Below are 23,631 nucleotides of genomic sequence, written 5' to 3'. Positions count from 1 at the left end.
GAAGCGCCGACGCTAACAAGCGCGGCCCGCGACCCGCAAGTGCCCGCGGACGACTGATCTGCACCGCTCGGCGTGTCGTGCGCGAAGGTGCTGGTCGGATGCGTGAGGATGCCCGGTTCGGGTGTCTCGGCCGCTGGACGGCGGCGCGTTTGACCGGTACGGACCGGCTCCCGTACCGTTGAGCAGTCCGTGCGGCCGCTTTCGCCTGCCCGTGCATCACCCGACCGAGGCTCGACCCCCGTGGTCCCGACGCGGCAGATGACGGGCCTCCGTTGGCGGCCGAGCCGGCGCACCGACCCGTACGTCACCACCACCACCGGAGCAGCGATGAGCAAGCGCACCTTCCAGCCGAACAACCGCCGCCGCGCCAAGAAGCACGGTTTCCGTCTGCGGATGCGGACCCGCGCCGGCCGCAGCATCCTCGCCGCTCGCCGGCGCAAGGGCCGTTCCGCCCTGTCCGCCTGAGTCCGCAGCAGCGTTCCCTCCGACGGCGATGCTGCCACGCCGGCACCGGCTGACCTCGGGCCAGGACTTCCGGTCTGTCCTGCGGGGCCGCGGCGACGGGCGTCGGCGGCGACGAGCCGGTACCTCGCTGCTCGTGGTGCACGCCTCTTGCCCTGCCCCCGACGACGCCTCGACCCGGTGCCCGCGGGTCGGCCTCGTGGTGTCGCGGGCCGTCGGCAACGCCGTGGTCCGCAACCGCACCGCCCGGCGCCTGCGGGCGCTGGTCGGCGCACGACTGGCCACGATGCCCTGCGGAACCGACCTCGTCGTCCGGGCCCTGCCCCCGGCGGCATCGGCCACCTCGACCGAGTTGGGCTCCGCGCTTGACGAGGGGCTGGCGCGCGCGCTGCCGCGGCTCGTATGAGTGAGGCCCAGCTCCGTGACGTCCACCGGGGAGGCGTGGGCGAGGGGGAACCTCGTAGCGTCCTGGCTCGTCCTCTGGTCTGGATGATCCGGCTCTACCAGTGGACGATCTCGCCGTTGCTGGGCCCGGTCTGCCGTTACTACCCGTCCTGCTCCGCCTACGGTGTCAACGCGCTGGAGCGCCACGGTCCCCTGCGGGGCGGGTGGTTGACGGTGCGCCGTGTCCTGCGCTGCCACCCGTGGGCGGCCGGCGGGGTGGACCACGTGCCGCCCCGTCCCGGCTCAGGGGCCGGGGACCGCACGGACCCGACCGTGGAGCAGCACGCTCCGACGACCACCCCGGGCGACGAGACCGCCGCCGCCCGCCGAGACTGAGGACCCCATGGGATTCTTCGACACCATCCTGTTCCCCTTCATCTGGTTCGACTCCGCGATCCTCGTCGGCTTCGAGTGGCTGCTCACCCAGTTCGGTATGCCCGACACCAGCGGGTGGACCTGGGTCCTCGCCATCGTCGGGCTGGTCGTCACCCTCAGGGCCCTGCTGACGCCGCTCATGATCCGCCAGATCCGCAGTCAGCGCCGGCTGCAGATCGTGCAGCCCGAGCTGATGAAGATCCAGGCGAAGTACAAGGGCAAGAAGGACCAGGCGAGCCAGAAGGCCTTCCAGGAGGAGACCTTCGGGCTGTACCGCGAGGCGGGTGCCAACCCCTTCGGTGCCTGCCTGCCCATCCTCATCCAGATGCCGTTCTTCTTCGCCCTCTTCCGGTTGCTCAACACCGCGGAGACGGTGAGTCGCGGCGACGTCGAGCCGCTCGGGCTCTTCACCCGGGAGCTGGCGACGAAGATGGCCGGCTCGGAGATCTTCGGGGCCGGGCTGACCTCGACCTTCCTGCACGACCAGGACCTGTCAGCGAAGATCCTGTCCCTGGTGCTGATCCTCGTGATGTCGGCGACGCAGTTCATCACCAGCCACCAGCTGATGCGCCAGAACATGTCGCCGGAGGCCCTCAACAGCCCGATGGCGCGGCAGCAGCAGATCCTCATCTACGTGCTGCCTATCGTCTTCGCCGTGACGGGCGTCAACTTCCCGGTGGCGCTGCTCATCTACTGGACGGTCAGCAACCTGTGGACCATGGGCCAGCAGTTCTTCGTCATCCGCAACATGCCGGCGCCGAACACGCCGGCCGAGGAGAAGTACAAGGCCCGCATGGCGCGCAAGGGCAAGACGGCCACCGGGATCCAGCTGAAGAACCCGAACTTCATGGCCGAGCGCGAGGCGGCTCGCACGCAGGTGCAGGCCCGGACGGCGGGTCAGCGGACCCAACCCAAGAGCAAGAAGCGCAGCAAGAGGCGCTGAGCCACCGATCCCGCGCCCGTCCGGGCGCACTTCCCATCCCCACCACCGAGGAGTCCCTGATGACCCTGCCGAACGACACCGAGACCCAGGCGACCAACGAGGGCGCAGATGTGACGCAGATCACATCTGAGCCGGTGGAGAGGGCCGCCGAAGAGCAGCAGCAGTCCGGCTCGACGGAGGGTCGCTCCGCGGACCTCGTCCGCGAGGGGGAGGTGGCGGCGGACTTCCTCGAGACCCTCCTGGACATCGCCGACCTGGACGGGGACCTCGAGGTCGACGTCGACGGGGACCGGGCCGCGGTCGCGCTCGTGGACTCCGAGGACGGGGCGGCACCCCGGCGGCTCGTGGGCCCGGGCGGGTCCGTCCTCGAGGCGCTGCAGGAGCTGACGCGCCTCGCGGTCCAGGCCAGCACGGGGGAGCGCAGCCGGCTCATGCTCGACGTCGCCGGATACCGCGCCGATCGCCGCAGCGCCCTGGTGTCCGAGGCGCAGGAGGCGGTCGCGCAGGTGCGCGACACCGGTCAGCGTCGGGAGCTGGAGCCGATGACCGCCTTCGAGCGCAAGGTCGTCCACGACGAGGTCCTGGCAGCCGGTCTGCGCTCGGAGTCGGAGGGTACCGAGCCCTCTCGCTACGTCGTCGTCCTGCCGGCCGACTGACCGCTGCATGGGCGCGCCCCGCCATGCACCCGAGCCTCCTCCACAGGCGCGGGAGGTCTTCGGGTCGAGGCTCACCCTCGCTGCGGAGTATGCCGACCTGCTGGCCACCACGGGCATCGAGCACGGCCTCATCGGCCCCCGTGAGGCCGAGCGTTTGTGGGACCGTCACCTGGTGAACTGCGCCGTGCTCGGTGAGTTGCTGGACCAGGGGTCCTCGGTCATCGACCTCGGGTCCGGAGCGGGCCTCCCTGGCATCGTGCTTGCGATCGCCCGACCGGACCTGTGGGTGGATCTCGTGGAGCCGCTGCTCCGCCGGACGACCTGGCTGGAGCGCACCACGGCGGACCTGGGGCTGCCCAACGTGCGCGTGCACCGGGGGCGGGCCGAGGAGCTCGCCGGGGTGCTGTCGGCGCCGGTGGTGACCGCCCGGGCGGTCGCGTCCCTGGACAAACTGGTGGGATGGTCGGTGCCGCTGCTCGAGGAGGGCGGGCGGCTGCTGGCCCTCAAGGGCGAGGCGGCGGAGCGCGAGCTGGAGGAGGCGGCGCCGATGCTGCGGCGGCGCCGCGTCGACACGTCCCGGCTCCATGTGCTGGCCGAGGGCACCCCCGCCGGCCCGGTCCGGGTCGTGGAGGTCGTCCGACCGGTGGATGCGCCGGCGTCGCGCTCCGGCGCACCACGCTCCGGCGCACGGCGCTCAGGGCGGCGCCGACAGACTCGTTAGGTCACTCGCCCGAGCGGCTGTCCAGCAGCTGCAGGATACGGTCGAGATCGTCCTTGCCCGCGAACTCGATCACCATCTTCCCCTTGCGGCGTCCCATCGAGACCTGGACCCGCGTGTCCAGTCGTCCGGACAGGGTGTCGGCCACCTCCGCGAGATCGGGGGACGCGACGGCGCTGCTGCGCCGGCGTCGAGGGGGCGCGTCGTCCGAGCCGAGCGTGATGATCTCCTCGACCGAGCGGACCGAGAGTCCCTCGGCGACGATGCGCTGGGCAAGACGCTCCATGGCCGCTCCGTCCGGCAGCGCGAGGAGCGCCCGCGCGTGACCGGCGCTGAGCACGCCGGAGGCGACGCGACGTTGGACCATGGGCGGCAGCTTGAGCAACCGGATGGTGTTGCTGATCTGCGGTCGCGACCGCCCGATGCGGGCGGCCAGCTCGTCGTGCGTGCAGCCGAAGTCCTCGAGCAGCTGCTGGTAGGCCGCCGCCTCTTCCAGCGGGTTGAGCTGGGCACGGTGCAGATTCTCCAGGAGCGCGTCCCGGAGCATGTGCTCGTCCTCGGTCGCGCGCACGATGGCGGGGATGGTGTCCTGGCCAGCCGCCTGGGAGGCACGGAGTCGACGCTCACCCATGACCAGCTCGTAGACCGGCTCGCCGCCGTGGGCCGTCGGCTCCGTGCGGCGTACGACGACCGGCTGGAGGACGCCGAGCTCCTGGATGCTGGTCACGAGCTCGGCCAGCTCGTCCTCGTCGAAGACCTCCCGGGGCTGGCGCGGGTTGGGCCGGACCTGCTCGACCGGGATCTCGGCGAAGACCGCGCCCGGCACCGGGGCCAGGGAGACGGAGCGGTCGTCAGGAGCGGTCGCGGCCTCGTCTCCCGCCGTCCGAGCACGCGCGAGCTGGTCGGTCCGCCGGGTGTCGTCGCCGTTCCCGGTGGAACCGTTTCCCGTGAAACCCTCGAGGGAGCCGACCGCGCCGAGGGAACCGGGGTCCGTGCCGCCGTCGTGCGTAGGCTCCGACCCTTCCTCGGCACCCCGGGGGAAGAACACGTCCCTCGGCCGCTCGCGTTCTCCTTCGGTCGCGGCAGGGATCAGGGCTCCCAGGCCCCGACCCAGTCCTCGTCGACGCTCGCTCATGCAGGCTCCTTCATCGTGCGCATCTCGGCCGCGGCGTCTGCGTAGGACAGGGCACCGGTGCTCGTCGGGTCATAGGTGATCACGGTCTCGCCGTGGCTCGGGGCCTCGCTGATGCGCACCGACCGCGGGATCGCCGTGCGAAGGACTCGTTCCCCGAAGTGCTCCCGCACCTGTTCGGCGACGTCGGCCGCCAGGCGCGTGCGCCCGTCGAACATCGTCAGCAAGATCGTGGAGACCTCGAGGTCGCTGTTGAGGTGCTGCTGGATCAGCTCGACGTTCTTCAGCAGCTGGCTCAGGCCCTCGAGGGCGTAGTACTCGCACTGGATCGGGATGAGCACCTCGCGCGCGGCCACGAAGGCGTTGACGGTGAGCAGTCCGAGGCTGGGTGGACAGTCGATGACGACCAGGTCCACCACTTCCGCCTGATCCTCCAGATACGTCGTGAGTGCCCGGCGGAGCCGGTTCTCCCGCGCCACGAGGGGAACCAGCTCGATCTCTGCGCCGGCGAGGTCGATGGTCGCCGGTGCGCAGGAGAGACCGGGCACCTGAGGACAGTCCTGCACCACGTCGGCCAGGGGGATGCCGTCGATGAGCACGTCGTAGATCCCGGCCGTGCCGCTGGTGTGGGGGATGGACAGGGCCGTGCTGGCGTTGCCCTGCGGATCCATGTCGATGACGAGGACGCTCAGGCCACTAGTGGCCATGGCGGCGGCCAGGTTGACGGCGGTGGTGGTCTTGCCGACTCCGCCCTTCTGGTTGGAGACGGTGATGACGCGCGTTCCCTGCCACGGTCCCGGCTGGGTCGTCGCCGCTGTGGGCGCGACGGCGGTTTCCTGTGAAACCGAGGGAGACGCTGTCGCCTTCGTGGTCGCGCTCGGGCTCTCTGGTGTTTCCCGTGAAACCCTGGCGTCAGCCGATGGCCAGCTGACAGGAGACCACACGTGACGGGGAGAAGAGGGTGGACGATCGTGGGCCGAGGACGGCCATCCCAGGCATGGAGCAGCGGCAGTCATGAGGAGACCATCATCGCTGATCAGGTGCGGCACACCAAGCCGACCCACACACGACGACAGCCGTCCACAGGGTTGTGGATAAACCCCATGGACGGCTGTGGACAACGTGCGACGCTGTCGCTGAGCGTCAGGTGGTGTACGGCTCCAGCTCGGAGGCCAGCTTCTTCTTCGGCAGCGCGCCGACGATCGTCTTGACGACCTCGCCGCCGGAGTAGACGTGCATCGTCGGGATGCCCGTGATGCCGTAGCTCCCGGTGGTCTCCGGGTTCTCGTCGGTGTTCAGCTTGACCACCTTGAGCTTGTCGCCCCACTGCTCGGAGAGCTCCTCGAGGATGGGGGCGATCATCTTGCAGGGGCCGCACCAGGGGGCCCAGAAATCGACGAGGACGGGACCGTCGTGCTGCAGCACGTCCTCGGTGAAGGTCGCGTCCGATGTGTTGGTGATGCTCATGAATCTCCTTCTCTCGCAACGGATGTGGAAACCAGCTCGGGTTCTGCGGGCACGTCGTCGAGGGCGGCGAGGTAGCGCTCGGCGTCGAGGGCGGCGGCGCACCCGGTCCCGGCGGCCGTGATGGCCTGCCGGTAGGTGTGGTCCACGAGATCACCGCAGGCGAAGACGCCCTCGACGTTGGTCGCCGTGCCCCGGCCCCGGACGAGGACGTAACCCTCGTCGTCGAGGTCGACCTGACCCTGAAGGAGCTCGTTGCGCGGGTCGTGGCCGATCGCGATGAACAGGCCGCTCGCCTCGACGACCCGGGTCTCGCCGGTGCGGGTGTCGCTCAGCGTCACACCGGTGAGCTTGGCGTCACCGTGCAGGGCGGACACCGCGGAGTTCCACGCGAAACTGATCTTCTCGTCGGTCTCGGGCGCGCTCGGCCATATGCTGCTGGCGCGCAGCTCCCCTCGACGGTGCACCACGGTGACCGAGCGGGCGAACCGGCTCAGGAAGGTCGCCTCTTCCATCGCGGAGTCACCGCCACCCACGACGAGGATGTCCTGGTCGCGGAAGAAGGCACCGTCGCAGGTCGCGCACCATGACACGCCGTGCCCGGAGAGCTCCTGCTCCCGCGGCAGCCCCAGCTCGCGGTAGGCCGACCCCATGGCCAGGACGACGGAGCGAGCCTGATGCACCGTGCCGTCGCTGTCGGTGACACGCTTCACCGGACCGGTGAGGTCCACGGCGACGACGTCGTCGCGGACGAGCTCCGCGCCGAAGCGCTCGGCCTGCTCACGCATGTCCATCATGAGCTGCGGACCGAGGATGCCCTCGGGGAACCCGGGGAAGTTCTCCACCTCGGTCGTGTTCATCAGGGCTCCACCTGCGGTCACGGACCCCTCGAACACCAGGGGGGCGAGGTTGGCCCGCGCGGCGTAGACCGCAGCCGTGTAGCCGGCGGGACCGGAGCCGATGATGATGACCTCACGCAGGGCGGGCCGGTCCTCCCCGGCTGGTGAGGTATCACCGAGACCGGAGATCAGGTCGATGCTCATGAGGGCCTTCCTGGACGGAGGTGAGGGGTGCGCTGCGGCGACACCGGGTCAACCGATCGTAGGCCGTCATTGTTCCAGTCCTCCGACGGGCCGCCACGACCCGGGCCGGACGCACGGGTCGCCGAGACTCAGGGGCCTTCGACCAGCTCTCCGGAGCTGTCCACCGGAGCCACGTCGGGGGTCGTCAGGCACTCGGCCGGGACGGCCCAGGCCCGACCGCTCTCGCCGTCGACCCCGAGGAGGAGGACGACGTCTCGCGTGGTGCCGCTCTCGCCGAGCAGGGTGGCCGTCGTGGCGAACCGGTCCGCCCACGACTGCTGGGCGTCCTCGTCCAGCGTGGCCCAGCACTGGATGGCTCCCGCCTGGGTCAACCCACCGGCGGCGCCAGGAGCGGCGCCGGACGAGCCCGCGGCCTCGGCGCTCCGGCTGGCGCCGTGCACGGCCTGCGCGTAGTCCGTCTCGGGGATCTCGCCCAGCGGGGAGAGCAGCGTCGGGACGACGGGCTCGACGAGGAGATCGTCGGCGCCTGCGAGGGCCGAGTCCCCTCCGGCAGCCTCACCCGTGTCCGACCCCTCCCGGCCGGACTCCGCCAGGCCACCGGACGCACCCTGCTCCTGCCCGTCGGCGGCGTCGGCAGCCTCGTCCTGCCCTGCCCCCGACTCCGCCCGAGAGGGGTACTGCGCCACGGCTCCGCTGTCGCTGCTGGCCCCGCCCCCGAGCACCTGGGTGAGGGCCACCGTGGTGACGGCCAGGCCCGCGGCAGCAGCCGTAAGGATACCGAGGGTCCGGCCGGGACGCCGCCGACCGCGTTCCTCGGCCAGGTCGACGACCCGGTCGGCGGGTGCGCTGAGGGTATGCCCCGGGCCGGCGCTCTGCCGGTGCTCGCGCTCGACTTCGAGCCGGGCGGTGATGCGCTCGACCAGGTGGTCGGGCATGGGCCCGGGATCGGGCAGCGCGCCGAGGAGGTCCCGGACACCGGTCGGGTCGTGCTCCTGCGCGTGCTGCGGGTCGCCAGGCTCAGGGCGTGGCGGGTGCGTCGACATACCGGGTCCTCCTTCGTCGTGTCGTCCGGGTGGTCTCCGAGGGGGCCGGCCGCGCCCGGCACGGCCCACGGGAGTACGACGAGCAGGACGCCGGACGGGTTCCCCGTCCTGGCGCGACCCTCGTGGGGGCGTGAGCGGAAGGCGTCATGCGTCCTCCCCGAGCCCCAGGATCTGGGCCATGGCCTCGCGGCCGCGGGAGCAGCGCGACTTGACCGTCCCCTCGGCCACCTCCAGGACCTGGGCCGCCTCGGCCACGCTCAGACCGTGCATGTCCACGAGCACGAGCGCCAGCCGCTGCCCCTCGGGCAGCTGGTCCAGGGCGTCGCGCACGTCCAGCCGCACCTCGACCGAGCGGTGCCGGTCCCGCGGCTCGACCGGCTCGTGGTCCTCGAGGTCCGCCGTCGGACGCTGCCGACGCAGCCGGTCCAGGCAGGCGTTGACCGTGATGCGGTGCAACCAGGTGGTGACCTGGGAGTCACCCCGGAAGGAGCCGGCGCGCCGGAAGGCGTTGAGGAAGGCGTCCTGCACGGCGTCCGCCGCCACCTCCGGGTCGCGCGACGTCCGCAGCGCCACGGCCCACATGCGGTCCCGGTGCCGTCGGAAGATCTCGCCGAAGGCCTCGGTGTCGCCGTCCTGGTGCCGCCGCAGCAGGGCCAGGTCGTCCAGCTCCGCGAGCTCGGCCGTCGTCACGATGTCCGCCGGGCTCACCGCACGGTGATCTCGGCCACCCGCACGATCTCGCCCTCGGGCGCGGTGTAGGCCCGGGTGAACCACAGGATGAGGTAGCGCCCGGTGGCGGGCTCGTCCGGCGTCACGGTCCAGGTGCCCTCCGCGGCGTCGTCGCTGCCGAGCTCGGACGCGCCGTCCAGCGACGGCTCGTCGGCGAGATAGACGGTGGCGCCCATGTCGCCCTCGCCGAGGACCACCTCGACCTCACCGACGGTGGCGTCCTCCCCCAGGTCGAGGACCAGGCCGGTGCCGCTCTTCAGCGAGCCCCAGCCTGGGGAGAGGTAGGTGTGCGACGTCCATTCGGTCCCCTCGTCCCCGTCCACCACCAGGGGAGCCAGGTCGTTGCGCTCGTCGCCGTCGCCCTCGGGGTCGAAGGACGTGATGCCCTCCACGGCGACCCCGGATGCGGGCTCCGGAGCCGGCTCGGTGCTGCCCTCGTCGGTCGGTGCGGCCGCGCTCGCGGTCGAGGCGTCCTCGTCGGGTGCGGGCTCGCTCGCGCTCGGTGAGCTCGTCGGCGCTGCACCGGCGGGGTCGTCCTCGCCGCCCCCCAGGCCCCGCAGCGCCAGCCAGCCCAGGAAGAGCGCGATCCCGAGCAGCGCCACGATGATCACCGTGACCATGGCCGTCTGTGCGCCGGTGCCGCGCTCCTCGGCCAGACCCCCGTCGTCGTCACGACGTGTCGCGAGTGCGGTGGCGGGGCCGGCATGCGCCTCGTCCGCCCTGGCCTGGCGTGCCTCCCCGCTGCGCAGCAGCCCACCCATCGTGTCGTCCTGACGGCCGGCGGTCGGGGCCCCTGCCGGCCCCGCCACCGCGCCGGACCCGGAGTCGTCGGCAGAGCGCGCCTCGGTGCGGTAGTACGGCTGGGGCACCTCGTCGGTGGCCTCGCCGGACGGCGTCGAGGGCCCGTCGTCGGCGTGGCTGGGGCGCGCGGCGGTCGCGGCCGCGGAGGCCCCGGCCGCACCCCGGAAGGCGTCCTCGGCCCGATGGTCACCCGGCCGCCCCGACCGGGGAGCCTCCAGCTCGCCCGGGCGTGCGGCCCGCACGATCTCCGAGGCCCACGGTGAGAGCTGGCGCACCAGCTCCCCCGGGGTGTGCGGCGCGGACTGCAGGTCGGCCTCCGACCCGTGGGCCAACCGGCACAGGGCGTCCAGGTCACCCGGGACGCCGGAGACCAGCTCCGAGGGCGCCGGCAGGGTGCCGTCGGCCAGCCGACGGGCCGGCCGGACGCCGGCCAGGTCCTCGCCCGGCCACCGGCCGGTGAGCGCGGTGTAGAGGAGCGAGACGAGGTCGGCGGCATCGATGAGGGAGGCCTCGTCCGCGGTGACGTCGTCGGTGCCCTCCAACGCCGAGGCGACCCCGACGCCCGACACCTTGACCGTCCCATCGGTCGTCCGCAGGACCGAGTGGGGGTTGAGGTAGAGGTGGTGCAGCCCTCGGCGTCGGGCCGACTCCAGCGCTGCGGCGCTCTCGCCGACGATCCGTCGGGCCTCCTCGGCCGGGAGCGGGTGCTGCTCGACGAGGGAGGCGAGAGACTCCGCCTCGGAGAGTCCTTCCTCCACGATCCAGCACAGCCCGTCCTGGTCTCCGACGTCGAGGACGCGGACCAGCCGGGGGTCGTCGACCGAGGCGACGCGGCGGGCGCCGTCGAGCACCGCCCCCGCGACGTCCGCGGCAGGCCCCTCCGAGGGCAGCACCGTGACCGCGACCAGGCGGCCGAGGGTGCTGTCCCGCGCGGACCAGTACTCCAACCCCCCGCCCTCACGCTCGGCCAGCAGCTCGTCGAGGACGTAGCGGTCACCCAGGCGGGTGCCGACCTCGAGCCGATCCATGCTGCTGTCCTCCCGTGGTCGCGGTTGTGGGCGCGGGCGATCGCGGTCCCACCCTAGTGTGCCGCCAGCAGCGCCCTGGTCCGGCGGCGCCGCGCCGGTGGGTGGTGTGCTGTCCGCCGGGCCGGCCGCCGCGGCGCCGCCCGGGACGGCTTGGCCGTCGTCCACGAGGCCGGCCCCGGCCGCGGGGGCGTAGCGACGCAGACCCGGGAGGCGCCGCAGGACCGGCGCCGCCACCTCGCCGACCTCGCGCACCCCGAAGCGGTGGGCCAGCAAGGCATACGCCGCGAGGAAGACGAGTCCGGCCACGGCGAGGGTGAGCGCTGCGCTGAGGAAGGCGCCGACGCCCTGGGGCTCCATCGAGGTGAGATCCGGCGGGGCCCCCGGGTCGAGGAACCGGACCACGACCCAAGCCGGCACCAGGGCGAGGGCCGAGGCTCCCGCCGCCCGCAGGTAGGTCGACCCGGTGCTGCGCAGCCCGAGTGCCGGGAGCCGACGTCGAGCCGCCCGCAGCCCCAGCACCGCCGCCGTGGTCTGGCCCAGGGCCTGACCGAGGCCCAGCACGACGGCGACCCAGGCCGGTGGGGCGAGGGTGGCCAGTAGGCAGACCACCAGCAGCACCGAGGTGATCGACACCTGGAAGAGGAAGGGGGTGCGCGCGTCCTCGAAGGAGTAGAACACGCGGGAGCACAGCAGGTAGACGCCGTAGGGGACGAGGCCGACGACCATGGCCAGGACGATCAGCGTCACGGCGCGGTGCTCGGCGGGGGTGCTCCCGAAGTAGACGACTCGGACGACGAGCGGGGCCAGCAGCATCATCCCCAGGGCGATCGGCACCATGGCGGCACCGAGCAGCCGCAACCCCCGGCTGGCGTGGTCGGCCATGGACTCCAGGTCCTCGGCAGCCGCGTCCTTGGACAGGACGGGGTAGATCGCGGTCAGGAGCGACAGCGCGATGAGGGAGTGGGGCAGCACGAAGACCGAGAAGGCGTAGGCATACGTGATCTTGCCCGGCGCGTCAGGGACCCGGTCGATGACGTCGCTGAGCAGGTTGGTGACGACGAGCATGCCGCCCTGGGAGACAGCCATGTCGGCGATCGCCCACCCGGCCATGACGGCCGCGGTCCCGAGCCCCACGCCGCGCAGACCCCACCGGGGCCGCCAGCTGAACCCGGTCGCGCGCACGGCCGGGATGAGGACGAGGGCCTGGACGACGATGCCGAGCGTGGCGGACCCGGCGAGCAGACCGATCATGCCGGCGGTCCACTCCTGCAGCGGGATGACCCCGGCGTCCGGGTAGCGCCGCATGAAGACCCCGATGCCCACGATCGCGATGATGTTGGCGATCGCCGGGCTCCACATGAAGGCGGCGAAGCGGTGGTGGGCGGCCAGGACCTGCCCCATGATCGTGTGGAGCCCGTAGAACAGCATCTGCGGGATGCAGAGGTAGGCGAACAGGATCGCGAGCTGGAGCTTGGGGTCGTCCCACGCCCACGAGAGGGCGTTGAGCTTGGTCACCAGCGGCGCCGCCGCCACGAAGAGGACCGTGGCCAGCACCAGGATCGTCACCGACAGCGTGATGAGCCGGTCGCTGTACTCCTGACCCTCCCGGCCGCGGGTCATGGCCCGGGTGAGCTGCGGCAGGAGCATGACGTTGAAGACTCCTGCGGCGAGGAGCAGGTAGATGGTGTTGGGGATGGTGTTGGCGGTCTCCCACACGCTGCCGGCGGGCGTGAGCACACCGATGGCGATCCCGAGCAGGGCCATCCGGGCCATGCCCAGCAGCCGCGAGGCGAGCGTGCCGGCGGCCATGACCGCGCTGGAGCGGGCCAGCGACGAGCTCGACCCGGCGGAGGAGGAGCCTGCGGCTCGGTCCTGGCTCATCGTCCCTCCTCCGGCCGGGTATCGCTGCGGCCGGAGGCACGGGGTCCGCGACGGACCGCGCGGGCCAGGCCCAGCACGAGCACGACGCCGGCCAGCCCGCCGAGCACCCAGTAGACCCAGATGCCCGTGGGCTGCACCCGCACCTCGATCGGCGCGGGCTCCCCCAGGGTCGTCCCGTCCGGGGTGCGCAACGTCGCGGTGAGCCGCGTCTCCCCACGGGTGATCGACCGTGCCTCGAAGGAGACCGAGGCGCGACTGTCCGCGCCGATGCTGACGGGGTCGGGCTGACGGATCACCTGCAGCCGCCCGTTGGAGGCCACCACCTCGAGCACGAGATCGTCCAGCGCGACACCGAGGTCGTTGACGACGGTGACGCTGATCTCGCCCTGGTCGGTGAGGAAGTTGACCGTGCTCGGGGTCACGGTGACACCCTGCAGCGCCGAGCGCACGTCCTCCCGCACCACGGCGCGGGCCGTGCTCCACTCCTCCTCGTGCGAGCGCCACCGGCTCGACCACAGCGCGGCGAGCGAGGCGCGCCACGACTGCGTGGCCGTCGTGTCACGGACCACCTCCTCGAGGTCGTCCAGCTCGCCGGCGTTGCGGGCCAGGGCGGCAGTGCGCTCCCGGTCCAGCGGGCTGCGGCCGGGCGCGAGCAGCTCGGCGAGGTCGCCCAGCACGGCTTCCTGCGGGTGCTCCCCGGTGAGCTGGACGGTGTCGCCGGTCCCGGCCCGCTGCACCAGCTCCTGGGCGGTGACCGAGCGCAACCAGGGCGCGGTGCGCCACCCCTCGCTCAGCTGGGCGAGGACCTCGGGAGGAGCGGGGGTGAGGCGGGGCGGGGCGATGACCAGCTCGCGAGCGGCACCCGGGTCCTCCAGGTAGGTGCCGAGGGTGTGCGCGAGCACCTGCTGGGCGGCTGCGCCCGATCCGCTCTGCTCGGCCTCGGCCTGGCTCCGGGCGACGAGCGCCGAGGTCCAGGAGTCGGCGCCCAGCCCCACCACGTCCTCGGGCTCCTCCAGCGGGACCGCGCCACGTCGCGGCGCAGCACCGCTGTCCGCCGTGAGGCTCTCGCGGGCGAGGAGCACCACGCCGAGACCGGGGGCGGTGTCGTCCTCGTCCCTCGCGCTCCGGAACAGGTCGGAGATCTGGGTCACCGCGTCGGCGTCCGGTGCCGGGTCCACCGGCCAGGCCACATCGTGCCGACCGCTGCTCAGCAGGGGCGCCAGGGTGTCCTGAGCCCCGGCGGGCGGGGTCGAGAGCAGCCTGCCGAGCTGGTCCTGGGGCGGTCGGTCCGCGACCATCCGGACGACGTCGGGGTCCTCGCTCGGCAGCCACCACACCTGGTCGTCCGGCAGCCCGGCCAGCTGGGTCCGCAAGGTCGCCACCGCCTGGTCGACCTCGGCCGCGGTGGCGGGGGCTGCCTCCGCCTCCTCGGTCTGGGCAGGGGGACTGGCGGACTGCGTCGTGGCCGGGTCGTCCGGGACGGGGGCCGGGACCGTCTCCGACGCCGCGTCGGTGACGCCGTCCGGGGCCTCCGTCGTCGAGGTGACCGCGTCCGGCGACGGTGCCGGGAGCGGGTCGGGCCCGGTGTCGGCGGGATCCGTCCCCTGCTCGGGTGGCGTGCGCAGCGCCGGTGCCGGCCGAGCGCCGACGAGCGTCGATGGGTCGACGACATAGGTGACGCCAGGAACCGCTAGGTCCGTGACCCAGCCGCTGATCGCCGAGTCCGGACCGACGGCGGAGACCCAGGCCTGCGCGTGGGTCTGCTCGGTCGGGCTGAGCAGATCGGGGTCCGGGGGGAGGGTGAGCGGGACCACCCACGAGGTGTCGAGAGGTTCCTCGACCTCCTCGCCACCCGCGCTGACGAGGGTGCTGCGCAGCCGGACCGGGTGGGCCGCGGCCCCGCCCGGCTCCCGCTCGTCCCCCGCGCTGATGACCAGCGGCAGCACCTGCGGGCCCTCCGGCAGGTCATTCGTCACCGCTGCGGGCACCGTCACGGAGAAGGGGACCGCTCCGGCCGCCGCGACCACCGGGCCCACGGTGTCGTCGCCGAGCGTCGTCGTCCGGTCGAGATCGAGCTCGTCGTCGAGCCATCGGTCGACCTCGCTGCGGGACGTCAGCGTCGTACCGGACACCGTGGCGGTGAGGCTGGTCACCCGGTGCGGGACGGCACCCTGGTTGACCAGCCGCCCGGTGAGCGTCAGCGGCTCGCCGGGTGTCAGCACCACCGGGTCGATCTCGTCGAGCACGATCGCGACGTCGTCCCCGGTGTCGGCGGGCAGCAGTGCGGACGGGGGCCGCGGGCCGCTCGCTGCCGCCGGTATGGAGCCCAGCGGGCCCGCGAGCAGCCCGGTGCACAGGGCGAGCACGGGCAGGGTCCGGGGAGGGACCGCCCTCGGGGCGCGAGCGGGGACTCTGGTCACGGAGGTCTCAGGCGCTCCGGGTGAGGCGTGACCACGCCTCGCGGGCGATACGCCGCTCGTTGGGGAAGGTCAGGGTGCGGTGCACCTCGTCCAGCGGTGCCCAGACCGCGTCGATGGCCTCGTGGTCCGGGTCGTTCTCGATGGTGAGATGCCCGCCCGTCGCCTCCAGGAGATAGTGGTGCACCATCTTGTGGATGCGGTGCGACGGTGTGGTGAACCAGTACTCGATCGTCCCCAGGGTCACGAGGACGCGACCCTCGATCCCGGTCTCCTCGGCCACCTCCCGCTCCGCCGTCTGCACCAGGGTCTCGCCGGGCTCCACGTGTCCCTTGGGCAGGCACCACTCCACCCGTCCCGAACGGTTGCGACGCGCGATGATGGCGATACGGGCCCGCCCGTCCACGACATCGATGACCACGCCCCCTGCGGATGTCTCGTTGACCGACGGCAACCGTCTCGCGCCCAGGTGCTGGCGCGGCGGCGTGGTGGTCATCCACCCACTGTAACGAGTGGGCCGGGCACGGAACGGGAGCGACGGCACCCGCGCACCGACCGGCCGACTACCCTGGATCCGATGTCCGCCACCCAGATCACGAGCGACGGCGCGCTGCTCCTGCGCGCCCTGCGTGAGCTGACCCCGTCGAGGGAGCTGCTCACCGAGGTCGGCGAGCTCTTCGCGGACGCCGGCCACGACGTCGCTCTGGTCGGCGGCCCGGTGCGGGACGCCTTCCTCGGGCGGACCTCGACAGATCTCGACTTCACCACGTCCGCCACCCCGGACCAGATCGAGCGGACGCTCGGTGGCTGGGCCGACACGACCTGGGACGTCGGGCGCGCCTTCGGGACCATCGGGGCCCGTCGGGCCGGGGCGACCCTGGAGTTCACCACCTACCGTGCCGACGCCTACGACGGGCAGACGCGCAAGCCGGTCGTGGCGTTCGGGGAGTCGTTGGAGGAGGACCTCGTCCGTCGGGACTTCCGGGTCAACGCGATGGCGCTGCGGCTCCCCGACCTCACCTTCGTCGACCCGCACGGTGGGCTGGAGGACCTGGCGCACCGCCGGCTGCGCACCCCGCACCGTCCCGAGGTCTCCTTCAGCGACGACCCGCTGCGGATGATGCGCGCCGCGCGCTTCACGGCGCAGCTCGGGTTCGTCCCCGACGACGACGTCCGGGAGGCGATGACCGACATGGCGCAGCGCCTCCGGATCGTGTCGGCCGAGCGGGTGCGTGACGAGCTGGTGAAGCTCATGCTGAGCGCGGACCCGCGTGCCGGGCTCGAGGTCATGGTCTCCACCGGCCTGGCCGACGAGGTGCTCCCCGAGCTCCCGGCGTTGCAGCTGGAGGTCGACGAGCACCACCGGCACAAGGACGTCTACGAGCACAGCCTCACGGTCCTGCAGCAGGCCATCGACCTCGAGGACGCGCCGGGAGCGGAGGACGAGGACGCGGTCCCCGGTCCGGATCTGGTGCTGCGTCTGGCCGCGCTGCTGCATGACATCGGCAAGCCGGCGACCCGGCGGTTCGAGCCGGGCGGAGGCGTCAGCTTCCACCACCACGAGGTCGTCGGGGCCAAGATGACCCGGGCCCGGCTCCGGGCGCTGCGCTTCGACAAGGAGACGGTGAAGGCGGTCACTCGCCTGGTCGAGCTGCACCTGCGGTTCCACGGCTACGGCACGGGCGAGTGGAGCGACTCCGCCGTGCGCCGCTACGTCACCGACGCCGGCCCGCTGCTCGGTCGCCTGCACAAGCTCACGCGCTCGGACTGCACCACCCGCAACCGCCGCAAGGCGGCTCGGCTGGCTGCCAGCTACGACCACCTGGAGCAGCGGATCTCCCGGTTGCGCGAGGAGGAGGAGCTGGCCGCCGTGCGACCCGAGCTGGACGGTCACCAGATCGGGGAGGTCCTCGGGATCCGGCCGGGCCCGGAGCTGGGCCGCGCCTACCAGCATCTGCTGTCGGTGCGGCTCGACCAGGGGCTGCTGGGTGAGGACGGCGCGCGCGCCGAGCTGCTGAGGTGGTGGGCGGAGCAGGAGCGCAGCAGTGGGTAGGCACAGCCGCGCCCGGCACGGCCAGGACGCACCGACACGGTGGACCCAGCGGCTGTCCGGCATCCCCTGGATCACCGCGGTGCTGCTGCTCACCCTCCTGGTCGGGGGATGGGACCTGCTGCGTCCCCTGACGTATGCCGCGGAGGCCACCGTCGCCGCGGGCCAGGAGCGGGTCGCCGACCAGGTCTCCGTCGGCATGACCGACCCCGACCTGGAGCGGGACGTCGAGCGGGCCGTCGAGCTGGGCCCCGACCTGCGGGGGAGCGTGCAGCTCACGGTCCGGCACGAGCAGGGCGACCTGCGCGTCCACGTCCGCGCGGAGGCGCCCGACCCGCGGCTGGCGGCCGTGGCGGCGGACACCGCGGCCGCGATGACCGTGCAGGGGCAACCGGACGAGCTGGAGCTGGTCGCGCCCGCCGAGGTGCCCACGGACCCGGTCGACCCCGGGGGGGCGGGCTGGCTGGTGCTGGCCGGGCTGGGTCTGCTGGCGGCGGCGTGGGCCGAGGGGACCCACCGGACGTGGCGGCGTCATCCGGTGGCCGGAGCAGGTGCCGAGCGACCGGTGGGTGCCCCGTGACCTCCGACCAGGCACCGCTCACCCGGACCCGTGCCAGGGCGCTGCACGCCGCGCGGCACGCGCTGCGGGTGCCACCCGTCCCTCGCGGCTTCCGCGCCGACATCGAGGGCATGCGCGCGCTCGCGGTGCTCGGGGTCATGCTCTGGCACGCTGGGGTGACACTGCTGCCCGGTGGTTTCGCCGGGGTGGACGTCTTCTTCGTCGTCAGCGGTTTCCTCATGACCTCCCTCCTGCTGGAGGAGGGGCGGGCCCGCGGGCGGATCGACCTCGCCAGGTTCTACGCGCGCCGCGCCCGCCGACTGCTGCCGGCCGCCCTCGCCGCGCTCGCCGGGACGGCGCTGCTCACGGTGGTCTTCCTCCCGCGTGGCCGGTGGGCTGAGGTGGGTGGTGACCTCGTGGCCTCCGCGACCTACGTCGTCAACTGGCGCATGGCGTGGCGCTCGGTGGACTACCTCGACCTGGAGCGCGCCCCCAGCCCGTTGCAGCACTACTGGTCGTTGTCCGTCGAGGAGCAGTTCTACCTCCTGTGGCCGGTGATCCTGCTCGGCCTCCTCGTGTATGCCGCGGGCCGGGCCCGCGTCTTCCGCGCCGCCTCCTGGGTCGTCACCCTGGCACTGTTCGGCGCCTCGCTCGCGCTGTCCTGGTGGTGGACGCTCGAGGAGCCGGCCGCCTACTTCGTCACCCCGACGAGGGTGCACGAGCTGATGCTGGGCGCGATCGTCGCGCTCGGGGCCCGTGCCTGGCCACGGTTGCCGCGGTGGGTGGCGGCGGTGGCCGGCTGGACCGGGCTGTCGCTCATCGTCCTCTCGCTCGTCGTCATCACGCGGGAGACGCTCTTCCCCGGCCTCTGGGCGCTGCTGCCGACGGGTGGCACCGCGCTGGTCCTGCTCGCCGGACCCGCAGCCGGGCGCATGGGGCCGGTCCTGCTGCTGCGCTGGTCGCCGCTGCAGTGGCTGGGGCGGCTGTCCTACAGCCTCTACCTGTGGCACTGGCCCTTCATCGCGGTGGCCGCCGAGCTCGTCCACGTCGGTCGGGGCGGTCCGGACACGCTGCCGGTGGGCTGGGGCCTGCTGGCGCTCGCGCTCGCCGTGGTGCCGGCCTGGTTGTCCTTCGTGCTGGTGGAGGACCCGGTGCGACGGCACGGTCGGCTGCTCGCGGCCCGCCTCACGCCCGGGCAGGCGACGTGGCGAACCCTGCGCCTCGGGCTGAACTGCACCCTGGCGGGGGCCGCGCTGGGCGTGGCCGTGATCGCCGTGGCGCCGCCCTCGCCGACGGAGAGCGCCGCCCGGTGGCGGACCCCGGCCGTGGTCGACGAGATGCGGTCCCCGGTCGGGGCCGACACCCTCGCGGTGGGGGTCGACGACCCGGCGACGACGCCGGCGCCGACGACGCCGGCAGATGTCCCGGTCGAGGCCGCGGCGGCCGGCAGCGGGGTGTCGGGCGCGCTCGGCGAGCCACCTGCCGTGGTCGAGGTGCCCCAGGAGGTGGGTGAGCCTGCGGTGCCGCTGGAGCAGGTGCCCGACGACGTCCCGGCGCTGGAGCCGGAGGACTGCTTCGTGGGGCTGAGCGGCACCCGCGTCGGGGTGTGCGAGGCCGGGGACCCGGACGGGACACGCACCGTGGCCCTCATCGGTGACAGCCACGCGAGCATGTGGATGACGGCGCTGGACCAGATCGGGCGCGACCGCGGCTGGCGCGTCATCGCCATGACCAAGTCGTCCTGCCCCCCGGCGCGCGGGCTGACCATCGAGCGCACCGGGCAGGCCGGGGACTACCGGCAGTGCAGCACGTGGCAGGACAACCTCGACGAGGTGCTCCTGGAGCAGTCACCGGATGTCGTGCTGCTCTCCAGCGCGTCCTACGGCACCACCGGGGCGGAGAAGGTGGCTGCCGGTCTGGGTCGGCGGATCGACATGCTGGACGAGGCCGGGATGCGCGCGGCGCTCATCCGGGACGTCCCCCGCGCGCCCTTCGACGTGCCGGCCTGCTTGCTGGAGAACCAGGAGGACGTGCCGCAGTGCTCCTTCGACCGGCAGGACGGTCTGGACGCCTCCGGCACCGGGCACGAGCTGCTCGCCGAGCAGCGCCCCGGGCTACCGGTCCTGGACCTCACCGCTGCCGTGTGCCCGGGCCGCACCTGCAGCCCGATCGTGGGGGAGGTCGTGGTCTGGCGCGACAGCAACCACCTCTCGGCCACCTACGTCCGCTCGCTGCGCGACGTCGTGGAGGAGCAGGTGATGCCGGTCGTGCGCACCGATCAGCTCGGGGAGACGGTCCGCGCCGGCGTCGAGGTCGGCACCGGGCGCTGAGCAGCGACCTGCGGCGCCGGACGCGAGCCCACCCGCCACAGGATCCAGGCCCAGGCCGCCGCGCGCAGCACGACGGTCAGGGCGTAGGCGTCCCCCGGGAGGCCACGTCCGGGGTCGCTCGCGAAGGCGATGTGCAGCCAGGTGGTGAGGAAGACCAGGCCCTCCGCGAGCGCCCAGAGGAGGTGCTCGGCCCACCGGATCGCGGCCGTCGCGAGGAAGGGCAGCACCCACAGCCCGCTCTGGACCGACACCGAGGCCGCGGTCAGGGCTACCACGAGGAGCATCAGGGCGGTGACCTGCTCGACGTCGAGCTCGGGCCGCCGGGACGCACGGAAGCCTACGACCAGGGCGACCACCCACCCCGTCACCGCCACGGCTGTCGTCACCCAGGTGGGGACGGTGGACCCGAGCAGCCGGGGGATCATCTGCAGCGCGCCGTACCCGGCGGGCTGGCCCCACCACAGCTGGGCGGCGGAGAGCGACTCGGGCTGCAGGGTGACGAGGGGGAGCAGCACGACCAACGCCCCCAGCACCGTCCCGACGAGTGCCTGGAGGGCGGGCAGGGTCTGCCCGCGGCGCACCCCGACCAGCAGGATGGCCGCCAGCAGCAGCAGCGGGAAGGGACGGACGAGCAGCGCCGCCCCCAGCAGCAGGCCGCAGACCCAGGGGCGGTCCCGTCGCCAGGCCCACAGCCCGAGGACCATGAGGGTGACCCCGAGCAGGTCCGTCGACACGTGCGCCAGGAGCACCAGCACCGGGCTCGCCGCCAGGTGCGCCGCCCGCCACGGCGCTCCGGGGGACAGGCTCACCAGGGCCAGGACGGCCGCGGCCACCAGCGGCACGCAGACGAGTGCCCAGAGGGTGAAGATCCACTGCTGCGCGGCGACGCCGTCGCCGGCGACGGGCGAGACACGGGCGAGGAGCCACATGACGGCCCCGGCGAGCGGGGCGGTGCCGGTCGCGGCCCCCTCGCCGACCCAGGGCAGGGCGCGCTCGGCGAGCGGGGAGCTGACGTGCACGACCGGCAGGTCGGAGTAGCAGGCGCGCCAGAACTGGTCCGGCGTGTTCCAGCCCTTCATCAGGCAGTGACCGGATCGCCACACGCCGAGCGACAGCGCGATCGTCCCCAGCGCCACCAGGGCGGCGGCCACCCCGGCCAGACCTGCTCCGCCCACGACGGCGAACCGGCCGAGCGGGCCCCCCAGCGCCCCGGTGGCCCGCGCGACCACCGGGTCCGACCAGGACGGGACGTCCCAGGGTGGATCGACGTGGCGGCGGTCCGGGAAGGGCGAGCGGTCGCTCACCCGGTCGGCGAGGGGGACGACCCCTCGGTCGGGTCGGGGCTCGTGGGGGTGGGCGCCGGGCTGGTGGGTGCGGGGGTGGTCGGCGCCGGGCTCGACTCGGTCGGCTCGGTGGTCGTCGGCTCCTCCGAGGTCGTCTCGGTCGGCTCCTCCGAGGTCGTCTCGGTCGGCTCCTCCGACGTCGTCTCGGTGGGCTCGGTCGTCTCCTCGGAGGTCGTCGGCTCCGGGGCCGGTGCCTGCGTGGTGGGGGCGGGGGTGCCGGTCGGTCCGCTGGTCCCCACCCGCGGGGAGAACTCCTGGATCTCCTCGCCCTCCATGGCCTGGCGCATGAACTCGCCCCAGACCTGGGCGGGGAAGGTGCCACCGGTGATCTGGTCGATCCCGGCCACGTCCTGCATCGGCACCGTGCCGTCGCCCTTGTACATCACGACCCCGGCCGCCAGCTGCGGGACGAAGCCGTCGAACCAGGCCGACACGTTGCGCTCGCTGGTGCCGGACTTGCCGGCGGCCGGCCGGCCGAGATCACCGGCCGACATGCCCGAGCCTTGCTTGACCACGTAGGTCATGGCGTCGGTGACGTCGACCGCGGCGTCACGGTCGACGGCCTTGGTGGTCTCCGGCTCGGCCTCGTAGGTCGTGTCGCCGGCGACGGTCTCCACCCGGGAGACGAGGTAGGGCGTGGCCCGCTCTCCCTCGGCGGCGAGGGTGGCGTAGGCGTTCGTCATCTGCAGGAGTGTCGGTGAGGCCGTGCCGAGCACGTTGGTCAGGTCGGTGTCCAGCCCCGGGGTGTCCTCCGGCAGCCCGAGGTCGACCGCTGCCTGCCGGGTCGCCTCCGGGCCGATCTGCTCGTTGAGCTGCACGTAGATCGTGTTGACCGACTCCGCCAGGGCGATCCGCAGGTCGATCACGCCGAAGCTGAGGTCGCGGAAGTTGTTGACCTCGAGGTCGCCGGTGTCGCCGAAGGACATCGGCGTCGGCCCCTCGAAGGTCTGGAGCGTGTCCACGCCCTCCTGCACGGCGGCCAGCAGCGTGACCGGCTTGAACAGCGAGCCGGCCTGGACCTGGGCGTCGGTCGCGGAGTTGAGCTGCGTCTCCTGGTAGTCCTCGCCGCCGTACATCGCGGTGACGGCACCGTCCCCGGGGCGGACCGACGTCAGCGCGACGGTGATGTCGTCGGTGCCCTCACCGGTGGGGCGGTAGAGCTCTACCGCCTCCGCGGCCGCCTCCTGGTGGTCCTGCTCGATGGTGGTCGTCACCCGGAGCCCGCCACCGTCGATCTCGGCGTCGTCGACGCCCAGCACCTCCTTGAGCTCGTCACGCGCCTCCTGGGCGATGTAGCCCTCGACGCCCTGGGCCGCGGTCGAGGGCTGCGGCTCCTGGATCTCGGGCAGGCCCAGCCCGTCGCGCTCCGAGGCGTCCAGCCAGCCCTCCTCGACCATCCCGTCCAGGACGTAGGCCACCCGCTCCTGCGCGCGCTCGTCGTTGCCCTCGGCGTAGTCCGGGTCGAACAGCGACGGCGCGTTGGTGACCCCGGTGAGGAAGGCACCCTCCTCCACGTCGAGCTCGGACACGTCCTTGTCGAAGTAGGCGCGGCTCGCGGTCTGGATGCCGTAGGCGCCCCGCCCGAAGTAGATCGTGTTGAGGTAGTTCTCCAGGACCTCGTCCTTGGCCAGCTCGTTGTCGATCTTGATCGCGATGATCATCTCGGTGAACTTGCGCTGCAGCGTCTGGTCCGCGGTGAGGTAGTAGTTCTTGACGTACTGCTGGGTGATCGTCGAGCCGCCCTGCAGGCCGTCGCCGGTCAGCGTGCGCCAGGCCCCCCGTGCGGTACCGGTGATCGAGACCCCCTCGTTCTCGTAGAAGGAACGGTCCTCGGCCGACAGCATGGCGTAGCGCACGTGCTCGGGCACCTCGGACAGCGGGACCGACTCGCGGTCGTAGCCCCCGGTGAACCGCGCCAGCTCGGTCTCGCCGTCCGCGTAGTAGAGGATCGAGCTCTGCGCCTCGGCGAAGTCGTTGGGCTCGGGGACGTCGGTCCGGGCATACGCCCACGCGAAGACCCCCACCGCCAGCAGGATCGCCAGCAGACCCAGGCCGGTGATCCACAGCAGGACGCGGCGGAGCACGCCACGGCGACCCGCGCGGCGCTTCCGGGTGCCGGACGGGCGGCGGGAACGGGGTGTGGTGCTGGAGCTGCTCACGCCCCCATTGTGCCCCGGTGCCTGCGGCCGCCCCGGAATGCCCGTGCGGTCGGC

At 72.9% G+C, this 23,631-nt stretch carries 20 protein-coding genes; 9 read left to right on the top strand and 11 right to left on the bottom strand.

Going from position 1 to position 23,631, the window contains the following annotated elements; all coding sequences use genetic code 11:
- Positions 1–327 precede the first annotated feature (327 nt).
- Genes rpmH through rsmG form a run of 6 tightly spaced genes read left to right on the top strand, consistent with a single transcriptional unit; the run spans position 328 to position 3,601 of the window.
- Entirely contained in the window at positions 328–465 is a 138-nt protein-coding gene (rpmH, locus tag FU792_RS16555) for a 50S ribosomal protein L34 (protein ID WP_028130745.1), read from the top strand.
- Between the two features lie 28 nt (positions 466–493).
- Complete coding sequence (gene rnpA, locus FU792_RS16550) at positions 494–868, top strand: ribonuclease P protein component (RefSeq protein ID WP_022923465.1); 375 nt, start codon at positions 494–496, stop codon at positions 866–868.
- Positions 865–1,242, top strand: coding sequence for a membrane protein insertion efficiency factor YidD (gene yidD / locus FU792_RS16545; RefSeq protein ID WP_022923466.1), 378 nt, complete (start codon positions 865–867; stop codon positions 1,240–1,242). The genes rnpA and yidD overlap by 4 nt, the downstream gene beginning before the upstream one ends.
- 7 nt (positions 1,243–1,249) lie before the next feature.
- The gene (gene yidC / locus FU792_RS16540; protein WP_022923467.1) at positions 1,250–2,224 is read left to right on the top strand and encodes a membrane protein insertase YidC; all 975 of its coding nucleotides are present in this window, start codon (positions 1,250–1,252) and stop codon (positions 2,222–2,224) included.
- Positions 2,225–2,283: 59 nt separating this feature from the next.
- Positions 2,284–2,880, top strand: coding sequence for a Jag family protein (locus FU792_RS16535; protein ID WP_022923468.1), 597 nt, complete (start codon positions 2,284–2,286; stop codon positions 2,878–2,880).
- Between the two features lie 7 nt (positions 2,881–2,887).
- Complete coding sequence (gene rsmG, locus FU792_RS16530) at positions 2,888–3,601, top strand: 16S rRNA (guanine(527)-N(7))-methyltransferase RsmG (RefSeq protein ID WP_022923469.1); 714 nt, start codon at positions 2,888–2,890, stop codon at positions 3,599–3,601.
- A 1-nt stretch (position 3,602) separates the two neighbouring features.
- Here rsmG and FU792_RS16525 read toward each other — a convergent pair whose 3' ends face one another.
- The 9 genes from FU792_RS16525 to FU792_RS16485 all read right to left on the bottom strand — a co-directional run bounded on the left by FU792_RS16525 (position 3,603) and on the right by FU792_RS16485 (position 15,632).
- A complete protein-coding gene (locus FU792_RS16525; RefSeq protein WP_022923470.1) occupies positions 3,603–4,733 on the bottom strand; it encodes a ParB/RepB/Spo0J family partition protein in 1,131 nt (376 codons plus the stop codon).
- Positions 4,730–5,746 carry a ParA family protein gene (locus FU792_RS16520; RefSeq protein ID WP_237739975.1) on the bottom strand — a complete coding sequence of 339 codons (1,017 nt, stop codon included), beginning with the start codon at positions 5,744–5,746 and terminating at the stop codon, positions 4,730–4,732. The genes FU792_RS16525 and FU792_RS16520 overlap by 4 nt, the downstream gene beginning before the upstream one ends.
- 127 nt (positions 5,747–5,873) lie before the next feature.
- A complete protein-coding gene (trxA, locus tag FU792_RS16515; protein WP_022923472.1) occupies positions 5,874–6,197 on the bottom strand; it encodes a thioredoxin in 324 nt (107 codons plus the stop codon).
- Complete coding sequence (gene trxB, locus FU792_RS16510; RefSeq protein ID WP_149814914.1) at positions 6,194–7,237, bottom strand: thioredoxin-disulfide reductase; 1,044 nt, start codon at positions 7,235–7,237, stop codon at positions 6,194–6,196. Before trxB ends, trxA begins: the two co-directional genes overlap by 4 nt.
- Positions 7,238–7,365: 128 nt before the next feature.
- Positions 7,366–8,280, bottom strand: a complete 915-nt coding sequence (locus tag FU792_RS16505; protein WP_022923474.1) for a hypothetical protein — start codon at positions 8,278–8,280, stop codon at positions 7,366–7,368.
- A 144-nt stretch (positions 8,281–8,424) separates the two neighbouring features.
- A complete protein-coding gene (gene sigM, locus FU792_RS16500; RefSeq protein ID WP_022923475.1) occupies positions 8,425–8,988 on the bottom strand; it encodes an RNA polymerase sigma factor SigM in 564 nt (187 codons plus the stop codon).
- On the bottom strand, positions 8,985–12,719 hold the full coding sequence (locus tag FU792_RS16495; protein ID WP_149814913.1) for a murein biosynthesis integral membrane protein MurJ: 3,735 nt from the start codon (positions 12,717–12,719) through the stop codon (positions 8,985–8,987). The genes sigM and FU792_RS16495 overlap by 4 nt, the downstream gene beginning before the upstream one ends.
- On the bottom strand, positions 12,716–15,085 hold the full coding sequence (locus FU792_RS16490; RefSeq protein WP_022923477.1) for a DUF6049 family protein: 2,370 nt from the start codon (positions 15,083–15,085) through the stop codon (positions 12,716–12,718). The genes FU792_RS16495 and FU792_RS16490 overlap by 4 nt, the downstream gene beginning before the upstream one ends.
- Positions 15,086–15,146: 61 nt before the next feature.
- A complete protein-coding gene (locus FU792_RS16485; protein ID WP_022923478.1) occupies positions 15,147–15,632 on the bottom strand; it encodes an NUDIX hydrolase in 486 nt (161 codons plus the stop codon).
- 81 nt (positions 15,633–15,713) lie between these two features.
- On the opposite strand from FU792_RS16485, the gene FU792_RS16480 reads away from it, so the two are divergent.
- Genes FU792_RS16480 through FU792_RS16470 form a run of 3 tightly spaced genes read left to right on the top strand, consistent with a single transcriptional unit; the run spans position 15,714 to position 20,075 of the window.
- Positions 15,714–17,189, top strand: a complete 1,476-nt coding sequence (locus FU792_RS16480; protein ID WP_022923479.1) for a CCA tRNA nucleotidyltransferase — start codon at positions 15,714–15,716, stop codon at positions 17,187–17,189.
- Complete coding sequence (locus FU792_RS16475) at positions 17,182–17,766, top strand: hypothetical protein (protein WP_022923480.1); 585 nt, start codon at positions 17,182–17,184, stop codon at positions 17,764–17,766. Before FU792_RS16480 ends, FU792_RS16475 begins: the two co-directional genes overlap by 8 nt.
- Positions 17,763–20,075, top strand: coding sequence for an acyltransferase family protein (locus FU792_RS16470; protein WP_022923481.1), 2,313 nt, complete (start codon positions 17,763–17,765; stop codon positions 20,073–20,075). The genes FU792_RS16475 and FU792_RS16470 overlap by 4 nt, the downstream gene beginning before the upstream one ends.
- Here the strand turns inward: FU792_RS16470 and FU792_RS16465 are convergent.
- On the bottom strand, positions 20,024–21,379 hold the full coding sequence (locus FU792_RS16465; RefSeq protein ID WP_022923482.1) for a hypothetical protein: 1,356 nt from the start codon (positions 21,377–21,379) through the stop codon (positions 20,024–20,026). The two genes, FU792_RS16470 and FU792_RS16465, sit on opposite strands and share 52 nt — an antisense overlap.
- Positions 21,376–23,577 carry a transglycosylase domain-containing protein gene (locus FU792_RS16460; protein WP_022923483.1) on the bottom strand — a complete coding sequence of 734 codons (2,202 nt, stop codon included), beginning with the start codon at positions 23,575–23,577 and terminating at the stop codon, positions 21,376–21,378. Before FU792_RS16460 ends, FU792_RS16465 begins: the two co-directional genes overlap by 4 nt.
- Positions 23,578–23,631: the final 54 nt, after the last annotated feature.

Origin of the sequence: Serinicoccus marinus DSM 15273 (assembly GCF_008386315.1) — a bacterium.
Lineage (GTDB): Bacteria > Actinomycetota > Actinomycetes > Actinomycetales > Dermatophilaceae > Ornithinicoccus > Ornithinicoccus marinus.
Note: the sequence above shows the minus strand (reverse complement) of the source record. Positions and strands in the feature narration are given on the sequence as shown.